Origin of the sequence: Pseudomonas marvdashtae, from assembly GCF_014268655.2 — a bacterium.
In the GTDB taxonomy this organism is placed as follows: domain Bacteria; phylum Pseudomonadota; class Gammaproteobacteria; order Pseudomonadales; family Pseudomonadaceae; genus Aquipseudomonas; species Aquipseudomonas marvdashtae.
Genome location: NZ_JABWQX020000004.1, coordinates 74270 through 90221, shown reverse-complemented (window position 1 = coordinate 90221; position 15952 = coordinate 74270). Strand labels below are relative to the sequence as shown.

General features: G+C 60.5%; 14 protein-coding genes. 2 read left to right on the top strand and 12 right to left on the bottom strand.

Annotation, left to right across the window (positions count from 1 at the left end):
- Window positions 1-3: 3 nt before the first annotated feature.
- On the top strand, window positions 4-1191 hold the full coding sequence (locus HU742_RS24095) for an aminotransferase class V-fold PLP-dependent enzyme (protein ID WP_186644802.1): 1188 nt from the start codon (window positions 4-6) through the stop codon (window positions 1189-1191).
- Between the two features lie 88 nt (window positions 1192-1279).
- On the opposite strand, the gene HU742_RS24090 is transcribed toward HU742_RS24095, so the two are convergent.
- The 3 genes from HU742_RS24090 to zwf are packed head-to-tail and all read right to left on the bottom strand — an operon-like array spanning window position 1280 to window position 4135.
- Complete coding sequence (locus HU742_RS24090; protein WP_186635338.1) at window positions 1280-1945, bottom strand: bifunctional 4-hydroxy-2-oxoglutarate aldolase/2-dehydro-3-deoxy-phosphogluconate aldolase; 666 nt, start codon at window positions 1943-1945, stop codon at window positions 1280-1282.
- A 17-nt stretch (window positions 1946-1962) separates the two neighbouring features.
- A complete protein-coding gene (gene pgl / locus HU742_RS24085; RefSeq protein ID WP_186644800.1) occupies window positions 1963-2676 on the bottom strand; it encodes a 6-phosphogluconolactonase in 714 nt (237 codons plus the stop codon).
- Window positions 2663-4135: a glucose-6-phosphate dehydrogenase gene (zwf, locus tag HU742_RS24080; RefSeq protein ID WP_186613573.1), complete on the bottom strand. Its 1473-nt coding sequence runs from the start codon at window positions 4133-4135 to the stop codon at window positions 2663-2665. The genes pgl and zwf overlap by 14 nt, the downstream gene beginning before the upstream one ends.
- Window positions 4136-4331: 196 nt before the next feature.
- Between zwf and HU742_RS24075 the strand changes: the two genes are divergently transcribed.
- Complete coding sequence (locus tag HU742_RS24075; RefSeq protein WP_171061416.1) at window positions 4332-5192, top strand: MurR/RpiR family transcriptional regulator; 861 nt, start codon at window positions 4332-4334, stop codon at window positions 5190-5192.
- Between the two features lie 46 nt (window positions 5193-5238).
- On the opposite strand, the gene HU742_RS24070 is transcribed toward HU742_RS24075, so the two are convergent.
- The 9 genes from HU742_RS24070 to HU742_RS24030 all read right to left on the bottom strand — a co-directional run bounded on the left by HU742_RS24070 (window position 5239) and on the right by HU742_RS24030 (window position 15877).
- Window positions 5239-6093 (bottom strand): D-hexose-6-phosphate mutarotase, encoded by an 855-nt coding sequence (locus HU742_RS24070; RefSeq protein WP_186635332.1) that lies wholly within the window; start codon window positions 6091-6093, stop codon window positions 5239-5241.
- Between the two features lie 282 nt (window positions 6094-6375).
- Window positions 6376-7722 (bottom strand): carbohydrate porin, encoded by a 1347-nt coding sequence (locus HU742_RS24065; protein ID WP_186635330.1) that lies wholly within the window; start codon window positions 7720-7722, stop codon window positions 6376-6378.
- Window positions 7723-7852: 130 nt separating this feature from the next.
- Entirely contained in the window at window positions 7853-9013 is a 1161-nt protein-coding gene (locus HU742_RS24060; protein WP_186644799.1) for an ABC transporter ATP-binding protein, read from the bottom strand.
- Between the two features lie 2 nt (window positions 9014-9015).
- Window positions 9016-9861 carry a carbohydrate ABC transporter permease gene (locus HU742_RS24055; protein WP_186635327.1) on the bottom strand — a complete coding sequence of 282 codons (846 nt, stop codon included), beginning with the start codon at window positions 9859-9861 and terminating at the stop codon, window positions 9016-9018.
- Window positions 9854-10762 carry a carbohydrate ABC transporter permease gene (locus HU742_RS24050; protein ID WP_186644798.1) on the bottom strand — a complete coding sequence of 303 codons (909 nt, stop codon included), beginning with the start codon at window positions 10760-10762 and terminating at the stop codon, window positions 9854-9856. Before HU742_RS24050 ends, HU742_RS24055 begins: the two co-directional genes overlap by 8 nt.
- 93 nt (window positions 10763-10855) lie before the next feature.
- The gene (locus HU742_RS24045; RefSeq protein ID WP_186635324.1) at window positions 10856-12157 is read right to left on the bottom strand and encodes an ABC transporter substrate-binding protein; all 1302 of its coding nucleotides are present in this window, start codon (window positions 12155-12157) and stop codon (window positions 10856-10858) included.
- A gap of 116 nt (window positions 12158-12273) precedes the next feature.
- A complete protein-coding gene (locus tag HU742_RS24040; RefSeq protein WP_186644797.1) occupies window positions 12274-13533 on the bottom strand; it encodes a D-mannose isomerase in 1260 nt (419 codons plus the stop codon).
- Window positions 13534-13686: 153 nt separating this feature from the next.
- Window positions 13687-15156, bottom strand: a complete 1470-nt coding sequence (locus HU742_RS24035) for an ATP-binding protein (RefSeq protein WP_186613585.1) — start codon at window positions 15154-15156, stop codon at window positions 13687-13689.
- Window positions 15146-15877, bottom strand: coding sequence for a response regulator (locus HU742_RS24030; protein ID WP_186635317.1), 732 nt, complete (start codon window positions 15875-15877; stop codon window positions 15146-15148). The genes HU742_RS24035 and HU742_RS24030 overlap by 11 nt, the downstream gene beginning before the upstream one ends.
- Between the last annotated feature and the right edge of the window lie 75 nt (window positions 15878-15952).

Genomic DNA, 15952 nt, shown 5'->3' with positions numbered 1-15952 from the left:
GCCATGCCCGAAAATACGCTACGCGCCCACGATGAACGCTTCTGGGAAACCTTTGTCGATCGGTACGATGTCGATGCCGGCGGGCCGCTCAATCTTGAAAATGGCTACTTCGGGCGGATGTCGCGCACCGTGGTCGAGGAGTACCAACGCAACATCGAATTCGTCAACCGCGGCAACTCGTTGTACGTGCGCCAGCATTTTGATCGGGAACATGGCGAGGCGATTCGTCTACAAGTGGCGAAACTGATCCATGTCCCCCCGTCTACCGTGGCGCTGGCCACCAGCGCCGTGGACGCCTTGCAAACGCTGATTCGTAATTACAACGGTCTCAAGCCTGGCGACCAGGTCTTGATAAGCGATGTCGAATACGAGTCGGTCAAGAGTGCGATGCGCTGGCTGGCCCGCCAACGCGGGGCAGAGGTCGTTGAGCTGGTCCACCCGCACCCCGCCAGTTTCGACAGCCTGGTCGGCACGTATCGAGAAACCTTCATTCGTTATCCCCGCCTCAAGTTGATGCCACTGACCTATGTCAACCACCTGACCGGCTTGGTGATGCCGGTCCAGGCCATTGCCGCGGCGGCTCGGGAATTCGATGTCGACATCATTCTTGATGGCGCCCACGCCTTGGGTCAGATCGAATTCGACTTGAAGAAACTCGGTATTCAATTCGCCGGGTTCAACTTGCAAAAGTGGATTGGCGGCCCCTTGGCCCTGGGCTTTCTCTATATCGCGCCGCAGCGGCTGGCCGACATCGACCCGGACATGGACGAAGCCACCTATCCCGCCACCGACATACGCTCACGCACGCCACACAGCACGCCCAACATCCCGGCCCTGCTGACGCTGCCACTGGTGTTTGAAGAACACCGTGCGTTGGGTGGCGCATCAGCCAAAGGTGCACGGCTGTGCTACTTGCGGGATATGTGGGTGAGCGCGGTGCGCAATGTGCCTGGCATCGAAGTCATGACGCCGGACGACCGTCGTCTTTATTGCGGCATCACCTCGATGCGGTTTACCGCCCAAAATGACCAGCAGGCCATGGCCGATCGACTGCTCGACGACTATGGGATTTTTACCGTGGTGCGCAAGACCAGCGTTGGGCCGTGCATTCGCATTACGCCGGGGTTGATTACCTTGGGCCGTGATATCGAGCGTTTGACCCGAGCGCTGACCGACCTGAGCCGAATCTAGTTGTGGCGAAAATACAGGCAAAAAAAAACGGCGCGCCGACCAAGCGCACCGTAAAGCCGTAGAACACCCAACGAAGTTCGGTAAACAATCAGTCCAGCAACGCCAGCGCCTCGGCGGTGCATTCCTGGATACGGCCCCAGTCGCCGTTCTTGATCCACTCCGGATCGAGCATCCAACTGCCGCCCACGCACATCACGTTTTTCAACGCCATGTAGCTTTTGATGTTGGCCGGGCTCACGCCGCCGGTCGGGCAGAATTTCACTTCGCCAAACGGTCCGCCCAAGGCCTTGATAGCGGCAACGCCGCCGCTGACTTCGGCCGGGAACAACTTGAAGCGGCGATAGCCCAAGCCGTAGCCTTCCATGATGCCCGAGGCGTTACTGATCCCCGGCAACAATGGGATCGGGCTCTGGACGCTCGCTTCCAGCAAATCCCGGGTGATGCCCGGGGTCACGATGAATTGCGAACCGGCCGCCTCAGCGGCAGCAAGCATATGGCGGTCGAGCACCGTGCCAGCGCCAGTCACCAACTCCGGGCGCTGCTCGCGCAACACCTGGATGGCCTTGAGGCCGTACTGCGAACGCAAGGTCACTTCCAGTGCCGTCAGGCCACCGGCGGCCAAGGCATCGGCCAATGGCAGGATGTCTTGTTCACGGGCGATGGTTATCACCGGCAGGATCCGCGCCTTGGCGCAGAGGCTGTCGATCAGCGTCACTTTGTCCGCCATGGAAACGGTAGGAGATGGGTTTTTCATAGCGGCTGATCCTTGGTTCATGGGCACCAGTAAATCTCTAACGTAGGTTGCAGAAACGCGCGGATCGGCATTGCGGCGACGTCGTCACCGGCCACCGCGGCGCTCAGGGTGGTCAATTTCGATTGACCGGAAATCGCCAGCACCTTGTGTTTCGCCGAAGCCAGCAAGGCGCGACTCATGGTCAGGCGCTGGTGCGGCACGGTCGGTGCGAGCATCGGCCAGCAACGGCGAGGTCCTTGTTCGTCCAGGGCCTTGGCCAGGTTCGGGCTGTCGGGGAACAACGAGGCGGTGTGCCCGTCATCGCCCATGCCCAACACCAGCACGTCGATAGGCGGCAACTCGGCCAGCAGGCGATCGGCCTGTTCGGCCGCCGCTTCCAGGTTCGCGCTGGCGTTGTACAGGCTCAGGAATTGCGCCTTGGCCGCCGCGCCCTGGAGCAGATACCGCTTGAGCAGGCCGGCATTGCTGTCGGCATGTTCAACCGGCACCCAGCGCTCGTCCGCCAGGCTCACCACCACTTTCGACCAATCCAGCGCTTGCTTGGACAGGTGCTGGAAAAACGCCACCGGGCTGCGACCGCCCGAGACCACCAGGGTCGCCGTGCCATTGCCGTCGATCGCGGCACGCAGTTGCTCGGCAACGTTCAGCGCCAGGCTTTCAGCCAACAGCACCGGGCTCTTGAACGCCAGGGCAGTGACGCCCTGGGGCAGTTTCAATTCAGATATCGCCATACCATGACCTCCCATCCCGCGTGATCAGTGCAATGGAGCTCATCGGCCCCCATGACCCAGCGGCATACGGCTTGGGCGCATCGCCAGACTTCTTCCATCCGGCGATCAACTGGTCACACCACGTCCACGCGGCTTCAATTTCATCTTTACGGACAAACAGGTTCTGATTGCCGTTCATGACTTCCAGCAACAACCGCTCGTAGGCATCGGGAATCCGTGCGCTGCGATAGGTGTCGGAGAAGTTGAGTTGCAATGGACCGCTGCGCAATTGCATGCCCTTGTCCAGGCCTTGCTCCTTGGTCATCACCCGCAAGGAAATCCCCTCGTCCGGTTGCAGGCGGATGATCAGCTTGTTGCTGATCTGCAGGCGCTGCTCGGGGGCGAAGATGTAGTGGGACGGTTCCTTGAAGTGGATGACAATCTGCGACAGCTTCTGCGGCATGCGCTTGCCGGTGCGCAGGTAAAACGGCACCCCAGCCCAACGCCAATTACGGATGTCGGCGCGCAGGGCGACGAACGTCTCGGTGTCGCTCTGGGTATTGGAATTGGGTTCTTCCAGGTAACCCGGGACCGCCTTGCCCTCGCTGTGGCCGGCAATGTACTGGCCGCGCACCACTTGGGTGGTCAAGCCTTCCGGACTGATCGGCGCCAGTGCCTTGAGCACCTTGACCTTCTCGTCACGGATGCTGTCAGCGGACAGGTCGGCCGGCGGGTCCATGGCGATCAGGCACAGCAACTGGAGCAGGTGATTCTGGATCATGTCGCGCAGCTGGCCGGCCTTGTCGAAATAACCCCAACGGCCTTCGATACCGACCTTCTCGGCCACCGTGATTTCCACGTGGGAAATGTAATTCTGGTTCCACTGGGTTTCGAACAGGCTGTTGGCGAACCGCAGCGCGATCAGGTTCTGGACCGTCTCTTTGCCCAGGTAATGGTCGATACGATAGGTGCGGTTTTCCGGGAAGAATTGCGCCACGGCGTCGTTGACCTTGCGCGACGATTCCAGGTCCGAGCCGATGGGTTTTTCCAGCACGACGCGGGTGTTTTCGCTCAAGCCGACTTTCGCCAGGTTTTCGCAGATAGCACCGTAGACCGCCGCCGGGGTGGCGAAATAGGCGATGACCTGTTGTGGGGTCTGGCCGACCTGCTCAGCGAGCGCGACGTAGTCGTCGGCCTTGAGAAAATCCACATGCAGGTAAGTCAACCGCCCCAGGAAGCGTTCGATCACGGCTTCGTCGAGGTCTTTATCGCCAACATAACGGCGCAGCTCCGTGGTGATGAATGCCAAGTGCTGCTGCTCGCTGCCGGGTTCACGGGCCAGCGCGAAGATTCGCGTGTCCTCGTGCAGCAGGCCGGCGCCATCGAGCTGATAAAGGGCAGGAAACAGCTTGCGCAACGCCAGGTCGCCCAGCGCGCCGAACAAGGCAAAAGTGCACGGTTCAACCGTAATCGAATGCATGATGTTTGTTCTTTTATCAAGTTAAGCTACAAATACCTTTTTTTAAGGTATCACTCAAGGAAAAATGTAGTAATAACCACAACATTTTCCAAAAATACCGATTCCGAGTGGTGGTCCGTCGGAGCCATCAGTAGGATAGGCCACCGCAAAGGGTCGTATCAAAGACCCGTCTCTTTAGGAATCTTGTATGGACCGCGTGCGAAATCTACTGGAGCAAATCCAGAGTCGCCTGGAAGACCTGAACAAGGCCGAACGCAAGGTGGCCGAAGTAATCCTGCTCAACCCACAGCAGGCTACCCGCTTCAGCATCGCCGCCCTCGCCCAGGCGGCTTCGGTCAGCGAGCCGACCGTCAACCGCTTCTGCCGCTCGTTCGGTGTCAGCGGCTACCCGGAACTCAAACTGCAACTGGCCCAGAGCCTGGCCAGCGGCGCGGCGTACGTCAGCCGCGCCGTCGAAGCCGATGACAACCCCGAAGCCTACACCCGGAAAATCTTCGGCAGTGCCATTGCCTCATTGGACAGCGCCTGCCAGGCCCTTGATCCCAATTTGATCAGCCGCGCGGTGGATCTGCTGATCCAGGCCCGCCAGATCCACTTCTTCGGCCTCGGCGCCTCGGCCCCCGTGGCGCTGGATGCCCAGCACAAATTTTTTCGCTTCAACCTGGCGGTGACCGCCCACGCCGATGTGCTGATGCAGCGCATGATCGCGTCGGTGGCGCATACCGGTGAGCTGTTCGTGATCATCTCCTACACCGGGCGTACCCGCGAGTTGGTGGAAGTAGCACGCATCGCCCGAGAGAACGGCGCTTCGGTGCTCGGCCTGACCGCCGAGGGCTCGCCGTTGGCCAAGGCGAGCACCTTGAGCCTGAACATTCCGCTGCCGGAAGACACCGATATCTACATGCCTATGACTTCGCGCATCATCCAACTCACCGTACTGGACGTGCTGGCCACCGGCATGACCTTGCGCCGAGGCGTGGATTTCCAGCCGCACCTGCGCAAGATCAAGGAAAGCCTGAACGCCAGCCGGTATCCGGTGGGGGATGAGTTCAATTGACCATCCTGACCTTTCTCAGGCAGAGCGTGGGAAAGGTCATCCAGAGCTAAACTCCCGCCCGCGCCTGCAAACTCAAATGCGCCTGCTCCCCGGGTGCCAGGCATAGGCTCTCGGTGCCGCCACTGGCCGCTTCGACGCAAACGAACTCACTGACTTCATCCCAGCTCACCCCCAGCAATGGCCTGGCACCGGGGTGCCACACCACCGTGTCGGCGCTATCACCGGTATCGATGCACAACTCGCGCTGCCAGGCGTGATCCTTGAGTTGCAATTCTCCCTCATGCTGGAACACCCGCTGACAGCCACCGTCGACCCGCAACTCGCCTTCCTGTTGGCAAACCGCACGGTTCAACTGGTCGTAACCGTGCGCGCCTTCGAGCCCAGACAGCGCTACCTCGCCGACGTCACCAATACGCCAATAGGCATGCAAGGCTTGGCTCAACTGGCAAGGCAGGCTGTCGTGATGCTCGGTGCTCAAGCGCAGCTCCATGCCCTCGCCCAAGTCGGCATACAGATCGACTTGCCAGTCGCACAGCTGCAACTGCCAGTGCAAGTGCACGCCATCGTGATCGCTGCTGCTCTCCAGCAGCTTCCAGTCGATCAGACGCGCCCAACCATGGGACGGCCAGGCATTTTCGCTCGGGTGACGGCCATACCAAGGCCAGCACACCGGGACGCCACCCCGTATGGCGCCGACTTGTGGCCACTTGGCCGCGCACCACAGCCAGGGTTTCTGGCCGCGCGGCTGAAAGTGCAACAACTGCGCACCCTGGCGACTGAACACCGCCTGGCACAACGGGTGATCGATCACCAATACATCGCGCTGCTGATAGCGCTCCCAGGCAAATACCGGACGCTCGCGCAAGGATCTGAAAAAGCGTTGTAGCGGATGCTCATGCATGGGCCGCAGTCCTGGAAATCATTCGATACTCAACTGTGTACGACTCTTCTTTTGTGGCGAGGGAGCTTGCTCCCGCTCGGCTGCGAAGCAGTCGTAAACCGGACAAATGCGGTCTGGCTGAAGCACCGCAGTGAATGGCTTTCGGGTCGCTTCGCAACCCAGCGGGAGCAAGCTCCCTCGCCACAGGTTCTGCGCGCAACCAAACGCACTCCGCAAAAAAAAGCGGACAGCCTTGGCTGTCCGCAAATATGCGCACATAGAGAGGAGCTTATCGCAACAGCGTTAGAACACCGACTGAATTTTCAGACCGGCCACCAGCGCGTCATCGACTTCGTTGACACCGCCTGGGTGAGTCACGTATTGCAAGTTAGGACGCACGGTCAGCCAGTTGGTGACATGGAAGCCGTAGTTGATTTCATAGTTGTATTCAGTGCTGCGCAACGGCGAGAACAGCGGATTGTCGTAGTCGCTTACACCATTGGCAACGTTGGTCAGCTCGGCGTTTTTCTTCACGTCTTCGTTGACATGGATGCGCGAGAAACCGATCCCGACGTCATCTTTAGGACGCGCATCGAACGGCCCCTTGTACACAAACATCAGCGACTGGTAATTGTCGACGACGTTGGTTTCCTTGTCATGGAAGGTGGCGTTGGCCGCGATGTTCAGGCCGCGCGTAGCGTCACCATTGTGCGCGGTGAGCTGCTGCTGCAGGACGAACCAGTAGCCGTCCTTGCTGCTGTGGCTACGGTAAGCGTTGCCGGTGGTCGCAGCGTCATTGCCATTGTCGTCTTCGCGGACGTCATCAGCCTTGGCGGTGCTTTTGTAGTAACCCACACGGTACTCGCCCGGCAAGTTGTTGATCTTCGGCGACCAGACCAATTCGACCGGAATCAAGGTGCCCTGGGTGCCGCTGCCGCTGAGCTTGTAGCGGTTGTTGTTTTCCAACTGCGAAGGGTTCTGGTTGTAGGCGCCGATTTGCGCATACAGCTCAGGCGTAATGTTGTATTTGAACCGGATCGCTGCCTGCATGATTGGCCAGTTGTACCAGATGCCGGTGGCCCAGTTGCCTGCCTGGGAACCGCAGAAGGCCAGGTTCTGGAACTCGCAAGGGAAGGTGTTGAAGTCTTCGCCCACGCCGTAGTAACCGGCTTTGACATCCAGCTTGCTGTCGAAGTATTTCTGCTTGATCCACAACTGGGTCAGACGGGTAGTCTGCCCGCGACCCCAGACTTCCTGGGAGGAGCTGAGGGTGCCGGCACGCGGGTCACCGATACGGTCGTTGGAGATGTTGCGACCATCACGGCGAGTGAATTGGATCTTGGCTTCCGTTTCATTCCAGCCCAGCAGTTTTTCCAGGTCGAGGGCTACGCCCAAGCCAAACTGTTGGGACCAACGCGCGGTCTTGTCATCGTTGTAGCCGCCGTCGAGGTTGGCACCCATCTCACCGACGAAGTCAGCCTTGATGTCGATACCCTGCTCGATCAGCTTGGTCCGTTCACCGCCCCAGTCGCCCGTCATCCACTTCGAGTCGGCGCTGAACGCGTCGGCCGCATGGGCGCTACCGGCCAGCATCATCGCCGCAACGGCTGACAACTGGCAGATAAGCTGGGCATTGTTCTTCTTCTTCATCCCTACATCCTCGTCTTTATTGTTATTAACTGTTTTTATCTAACGCGGTTTACAACGATTGCGACGGGAGGTCCCCCACTCGCCGCAGACTCCTGTCGAGAGCGAGCAAGCCCGCTCCGTCTTCTATTACTCATCGGCCTTTGAACTGCGCGACATTGTCGGTTCGGGCTTCTGCTTGCGGCTGGCCGGCCACGCCCAGGCGCTCGCCAGACTTGGCGTCGAACAGCAGCACTTTCGATGGGTCGAATTGCAGCGTCAGGGTTTCGCCCGGCGCTGGCGCAACGTCCGGTGCGAGGCGGCAGCAGACCTTGGTGTCGTTGAGGTTGACGAACACCAGGGTGTCCGGACCGGTGGGCTCGGTGACCTGGACTTCTGCCCGAATGGTCGGCAAACCGTTCGGCTCGTTTCCGGCCAGCACGATCTGCTCCGGGCGCAGGCCCAGGATCACTTCGCGATCTTCGAGGCCGGCGTCTTGCATGCCCATCGGCAACTCGCAACGGGCCTGACCGCTGTCGAGCAAAGCCAGCAGGCGACCGTCCTTGCGTTGCAGGCGCAGGGGAATGAAGTTCATCGGTGGAGAACCGATGAAACTCGCCACGAACAGGTTGGCCGGGTTGTTGTAGATGTCTTTTGGCGTGCCGAACTGCTGGATGATGCCGTCCTTCATTACCGCCACCTTATCGCCCAGGGTCATGGCTTCGATCTGGTCGTGTGTCACGTAGACCGTGGTGGTTTTCAGGCGCTGGTGCATCAGTTTCATTTCGGTGCGCATCTCGACCCGCAGCTTGGCGTCGAGGTTGGACAGCGGTTCGTCGAACAGATAGATCTTCGGCCGCCGCGCCAGGGCCCGGCCCATGGCAACGCGCTGCTGCTGGCCGCCGGAGAGCTGGCCGGGCTTGCGGTTCAGCAGGTGTTCGATCTGCAACAGCTTGGCAACACGCGCGACTTCTTCGTTGATGTCCGCCTGTTTCATCTTGCGAATCTTCAGGCCGAACTCGATGTTCTCGCGCACGCTCATGGTCGGATACAGCGCGTAGGACTGGAACACCATGGCGATGTCACGATCCTTGGGGCTCATGCCGCTGACATCCTGGTCGCCGATCATGATCGCGCCGCCGGTGATAGTCTCGAGGCCGGCGATGCAGTTCATCAGTGTGGATTTGCCGCAGCCCGAAGGGCCGACCAGGATCAGGAACTCACCTTCCTTGATCGACAACTGGATGTCTTTCAAGGTGTCGGGCAGGCCCGCGCCATAGGTCTTGTTTACATTGCGAAGTTCAAGCGTAGCCATGATTACCCCTTGACCGCGCCGGCCGTGAGGCCGCGCACGAAATACTTGCCTGCGATCACATAGACCAGCAGGGTCGGCAACCCGGCGATCATCGCCGCCGCCATATCCACGTTATATTCCTTGGCCCCGGTGCTGGTGTTGACCAGGTTGTTCAGCGCCACCGTAATGGGCTGGGAGTCGCCGCTGGAGAACACCACGCCAAACAGGAAGTCATTCCATATCTGGGTGAACTGCCAGATCAGGCAGACCATGATGATTGGCGTCGACATCGGCAGGATGATCCGGCGGAAGATCGTGAAGAAGCCCGCACCATCCAGGCGTGCGGCCTTCACCAGCGCGTCCGGGATGCTCACGTAGTAGTTACGGAAAAACAGCGTGGTAAACGCCAGCCCGTAGACCACGTGGACAAACACCAGGCCAGTAGTGGTGCTGGCCAGGCCCATCTTGCCGAGGGTGAACGAGGCCGGCAGCAGCACGGTCTGGAACGGCAGGAAGCAACCGAACAGCAACAGGCCGAAGAACAGCTGCGAGCCACGGAAACGCCACATCGACAACACATAGCCATTCAGCGCGCCGATGGCGGTGGAGATCAACACGGCCGGAACGGTGATCTTGATCGAGTTCCAGAAATAGCCATTGACCGTGGCCCAGGCCTTGACCCAGCCAATACCACTGACCACGGTCGGCCAGCTCAACAGGTTGCCGGTGCTGATGTCTTCCGGAGTCTTGAAGCTGGTCAACAGCATGACCACCAGCGGCACCAGGTAAAGCAATACCGCGACGATCAGCACCGCGTAGATCGCGATGCGGCTCAGGCTGATGGAGGGTTTGGCAGCGAGACTAGTCATGACGCTTGGCCCTCAGCTCGGAATACAGATAAGGCACGATGATGGCGAGAATCGCACCGAGCATCAGGATGGCACTGGCCGAGCCCATGCCCATCTGGCCGCGACTGAATGTGAAGGAATACATGAACATGGCTGGCAGGTCCGAGGAGTAACCCGGTCCACCGGCTGTCATGGCCGCTACCAGGTCGAAGCTCTTGATCGCGATGTGCGCCAGGATCATTACGGCGCTGAAGAACACCGGACGCAGGCTTGGCAGCACCACTTTCCAGTAGATGCGCGGCATGCTTGCGCCGTCGATCTGCGCGGCGCGGATGATCGATTGATCGACGCCCCGCAGGCCGGCCAGGAACATCGCCATGATGAAGCCCGAGGCCTGCCAGACCGCTGCGATCACCAGGCAGTACACCACACGATCAGGGTCGATCAGCCAGTCCAGGCGGAAGCCTTCCCAACCCCAGTCGCGCAACAATTTGTCCAGGCCCATGCCCGGGTTGAGCAACCACTTCCAAGCGGTACCGGTGACGATCATCGAGAGCGCCATCGGGTACAGGTAAATGGTGCGGATAAAGCCTTCGCGACGGATACGCTGGTCAAGAAGCACCGCCAGCAGCACGCCAATCACCAGGGTGATCCCGATGAACATGCCGCCGAAGACCGCGAGGTTCTTGCTCGCTACCCACCAGCGGTCGTTGTCCCACAGCCGCGCGTATTGCGCCAGGCCCGCCCACTTGTAAGTCGGCAGGAAAGTCGACGTGGTGAACGACAGGACGAACGTCCACAAGATGTAGCCATAGAAGCCCACCAGCACGATGAACATGCTCGGCGCCAGCACCAGTTTTGGTAGCCAGCGCTGCAATGCATCGAACGGCGAGGCCTTGCTGAATACAGCAACAGAACTCATGGGGAAATCCAAAACAGAGAATAAGGACTAAGGGCAGCTGCAAGCTGCAAGCCCAGCAAAGTGCCTGCTTGCAGCTCGTCGCTTGTAGCCGCTTTACTTGGCCGACTGAACCGCTGCGCCAAGCTTCTTGGCGGCATCGGCAGGGTCGGCTTTCGGGTCGTTGATGTAGTTCGTCACCACGTCAAAGAACGCGCCCTGTACCGCCAGCGTGGTCGCCATGTTGTGCGCCATGCTTGGTTGCAGGCCGCCGGACTTGGCGTCCGCCAGGAAGTCCTTGGCAGCGGTCTGGGCGCAGGAGTCGAAACCGTACTTGGCCATGTCGCCCAGCATGTCGTTGCGCACCGGGATCGAGCCTTTGTTGATGCTGAAGACTTTCTGGAAGTTTTCACCCAGCACGACCTTGGCAATATCTTTCTGGCCGGCGGCGGTGCCTTGGTCTTTCTGCTTGAACACCGCCAGGGAGTCGATGTTGTAGGTGAAGGCCTTGTCGGTACCCGGGAAGGCTACGCATTCGTAGTCCTTGCCGGCGACTTTCTTCGCGGCGGTCCATTCACTCTTGGCCCAGTCACCCATGATCTGCATGCCGGCCTTGCCATTGATGACCTTGGCCGCTTCCAGGTTCCAGTCCTGGCCCTTGCCATCAGGGTCCATGTAGGTCGCGACTTTCTTCAGCTCGGTCAGCGCCTTGACCATTTCAGGACCGGTCAGTGCCTTGTTGTCCAGGTCGACCAGTGCCTTCTTGTAGCCATCGGCACCCATGACCGAAAGCACCACGGCTTCGAACACGGTGCTGTCCTGCCAAGGTTGGCCACCGTGGGCCAGGGGAATGAAGCCCGCGGCCTTGAGCTTGTCACCGGCTGCGTAGAATTCTTCAAGGGTGGTCGGGTTCTTGGTGATGCCGGCTTTCTTGAAGACTTCCGGGTTGATCCACAGCCAGTTGACGCGGTGGATGTTCACCGGCACGGCCACGTAGTCACCTTCGTACTTCACGGTGTCCGAGACTTTCTTGTCGAGCAGGCTGTCCCACTTTTCTTCCTTGGCGACATCTTTCAGGACGTCGGTGTCGAGCAGGCCGGTAGTCGCCCATTCCTGGATGTCAGGACCCTTGATCTGGGCTACGCCCGGAGGGTTGCCGGCCACGGCGCGGCTCTTGAGCACGGTCATGGCAGTGGAGCCGCCACCGCCGGCGACAGCGCCGTCCTTCCAGGTAAAGCCGTCTTTTTCTACTTGGGCCTTGAGCACATCGACCGCGGCTTTCTCACCACCCGATGTCCACCAATGGACGACTTCCACGGAACCTTTCGATTCGGCGGCAAGGGCGCTGACAGGGAATGCTGCGACGGGAAGCAAGGAAGCAAGAGAAATGACAGTAGCGAGGCGAGAAATCGCATTCATCTAGAAGTACCTTTCTTGTTGTTATGCATGCAAGTCTGGTGCTTGCGCTGCATGGATTCTAATCAGGGGATATCCCTTCGCAGGTAACGAAGGGACGCGTGTATGTCACGACATGGTTACACAGGCTCAGGCTCGGATAACCGTGCCAGGGCCGACGCCATGCTGGGCGCCAGCGGGAGGCGAGGTATCAGCACCGCCTGCCAGGCGTGATAAAGATCCGGTTTGCCCGGCCAGATGTCGGCACTGGGGCGGTTTTGCGGGTCGAGCTCGTGGTGCCAGCTGCCGTTGCAGCGGTCGATGAAATGTTTGTCACAAAATTCCCAAAAGCGCCGGTACCAGGTCTCGTATTGGACCTCGTCGGTGCGCTTGAGCAAGGCACTGGCCGCCGCTGCCGCTTCGGCATGCACCCAGTGCAAGCGATGGCGGACCACGGCACGGTTGTCCCAGTCCAAGGTGTAGACAATGCCCGGCGCACCATCGATCTGCCAACCATGGCGGCAGTTTTGCTCGAAGAGTTTTTGCGCATCCTGGACCAGCCAGCCCGGCGTCAGCATGCCGATCCGAACCCGCGCGGCTTCAAGGTGCAGCAGCAGCCGCGCCCATTCGAAACCATGGCCCGGCGTGGTGCCATATGGGCGGAAACCGTCGGCTGGGTTGTCGTGGTTGTACTCACGCAACGGTTGCCAGTCGCGGTCGAAATGTTCCACGACCATGTGGTCGTTGGCGGCGGCATGGACATGGATCACCCGTTCGACGATGTGCAGCGCACGGGCCAGCCAGCGCGGGTCGTCGGTGGCATCGGCCAAGGCGAGAAAGGCTTCGGTGGCGTGCATGTTGCTGTTGGCGCCGCGATAGGCTTCTTCCTCGCTCCAGTCGCGGTTGAAGGATTCGCGCAGGGCGCCCTCTTCTTCGCTCCAGAAATGCTCGTCGATGACCCGTATCGCCTCCTTGAGCAATGCCTCGGCACCGGGACGCTGGGCCACCACCGCGGAGCTGGCGGCCAAGGCAACGAATGCATGCAGGTAAGCGGCTTTGCCGGTGCCGTCCTCATCGGGATGGGTCGTGGCAAACCAGCCGCCATATTCCGCATCACGTAGCGGCCCCATAAGCGCCTGGACGCCATGATCCACCAGCTCGGCGAACCCTGGCAGGCCCTGGATGTGGGCCATGGCGAAGCTGTGGGTCATGCGCGCGGTGTTCATGGTCTCGGCCCGCGCATTGGCCGGCAGGCGACCCAGCTCATCCAGATTGCCGAAACCGTCGGGCAGTTTCGAGGCCTTGGCGAACGCCAACAGGCGCAAGCCTTCGGCGGCGAGCCATTGCTGGTGGGCAGGTGCATTCAGCCAACTGCTGAACGCCGGTTGGAAGGTATCCATCGAGGTCCCTTTTTTGTTGTTCTGACCCGGGGAGTCTAAACAAGGGAAGGCAAGCGACAGGTAACGAAAGGGACGAGTTATGTCACCGATCCGTGACATTGATAATGAACGTTCCCACGCTCTGCGCAGGAACGATCAGTCGACACAGCCCGGCTAATCCTGGCTGCGCGGCAATTGCAACGTCACCCGCAACCCACCCTCGCGCAGGTTTTGCAGGCTCACTTCGCCGCCATGGCTGTGGGCAATATTGCGTGCGATGCCCAGCCCCAGGCCATATCCCTGCTGTTGCCCGGCCAAGCGAAAGTGCGGCTCGAAGACTTGCTCCAGGCGCTGCTCCGGCACGCCCGGGCCTTCATCGTCAACGTGCAGGACGAACGCCGTTTCGTCGTCGTCGATGTGCAGATGGGCCTTCTGCCCGTATTTCAAGGCGTTGTCGATCAGGTTGCCGATACAACGCTTGAGGGCCAGCGGCTTGCCGGGATACGGGGCCAGCGCCCGACCATCCTGTGTAACCCGGCCGTTGCCGTTGGGCGCGAGATAAGGCTCCACCAGGCAATCGAGCACATGGTTGAGGTCCACTGGCTCGATGTTTTCATGGATATCGGTGTCCTTGACGCATTGCAGCGCGCCCTTGACCAGCAGCTCCAACTCGTCCAGGTCACGGCCGAACTTGGCTTGCAGGTTTTCGTCCTCCAGCAGCTCCACCCGCAGTCGCAGCCGGGTGATCGGTGTGCGCAAGTCGTGGGAAATCGCGCTGAACAACTGGCTGCGCTCGGTCAGGTAGCGGCTGATGCGCTCGCGCATGGCGTTGAAGGCGCGCCCCACTTCCACCACTTCACTGCCGCCGCCCTCGGCCACGGGCTCCACTTCGGCGCCCAGGGACATGTCCCGCGCCGCCCGCGCCAAGCGCTTGAGCGGCCGGCTCTGCCAATGCACCAGCAAGCCGATGAACAGCAACAACAAGCTACTGGTGAGCACGATGAAACCGACCTGTTGCTTGGGCAGGTCCTGTTCTTCGAGGCTGGTATAGGGTTCGGGCAGCAGCGAGGCGATGTACAGCCATTCGCCCGGTGCCATCTGGATCTGCGTGACCAGCACCGGCGGGTTTACCGGTTCAAGGGTCAAGGCGTAATGGGCCCAAGAGCGGGGCAACTCATCGAGCTTGAGTCCGCCGTTGAAAATCCGCAGGTCCTCGGGGCTGACGAACTTGACGGAAATGTCGGCGTTGTTGCCCAGGGAACGACGCAGCACTTCGTCCACGGCCTTGAGCACTGCCAGCTTGCGCGGCGTGACCGGCAGCACGTCCATGCCCAGGGGTTTGTCGTTGAGCGTGACGACGAATCGCGTACCGCCCATGCTGCGCAACTGGTCCAGCACCAAGGGACGATACGCCACCGGCAGCGAGCGCAGGTAGCTGACGGTGGCGGTCATCGAGTGAGCCAGGCTGCGCGCGCTGGTGACCAGGCCTTCGAGCTGGGTCGCGCGCAGTTGCGAAACCCAGATCAGGCTGGACAACGTCTGGGCGAACAGCACCACCAACAAGGTCAGCAGCAGCATGCGCCCCAACAGCGAGCGCGGCACGGGCACTCGCCTTGCCAGTTTTTTGATCCCGTCAATGACCATTGCTGGCAACCACAGTGGCCGCCAGTTGATAACCGCTGCCGCGCACCGTACGGATCAATCGCGGCGGCTTATCAGTGTCGCGCAAGCGCTGGCGCAGGCGACTCACCGCCATGTCGACAATCCGGTCCAGCGGCATGAGTTCACGTCCCCGGGTGGCGTTGCCGATGGTGTCGCGGTCGAGGATTTCCTGGGGATGGTCGAGAAACAGTTTGAGCAGGGCAAAGTCGGCGCCAGACAGAATCACTTCTTCGCCATCGGCGTGGAACAGCCGGTGGCTGACCATGTCCAGGCGCCACTCGTCAAAAGCCAGCACCTCGCCGCCGGTGCGTTCCTGGCCGAACTGCGCCCTGCGCAGCAGCGCCTTGATGCGCGCCTGCAATTCACGGGGGCTGAAAGGTTTACCCAGGTAATCATCGGCACCCAACTCCAACCCAATGACCCGGTCGGCCTCGTCGGAACTGGCGGTGAGCATGATGATCGGCACGTGCGCCTGGCGCGGGTGCTGGCGAACCCAGCGGCAGAGGCTGAAGCCGTCTTCATCCGGCAGCATCACGTCGAGGATCACCAGGTCGCTCGGTGCCTCGTTCAAGGCCTGGCGAAACCCGGCGCCATCAGGCGTGGTGCGCACCTGGAACCCCGCACGGCTGAGGTAAGTGTCCAGCAGCTCGCGAATCTCTTGGTCGTCGTCGACCAACAAAATCGATTTGTTCACTGAACTCACGGGGCATCGTCCTTGCTGTTTAGGTTGGGGCGGATTATGCCTGATGGACGGAACCTGCAAACACCACAACCTGCG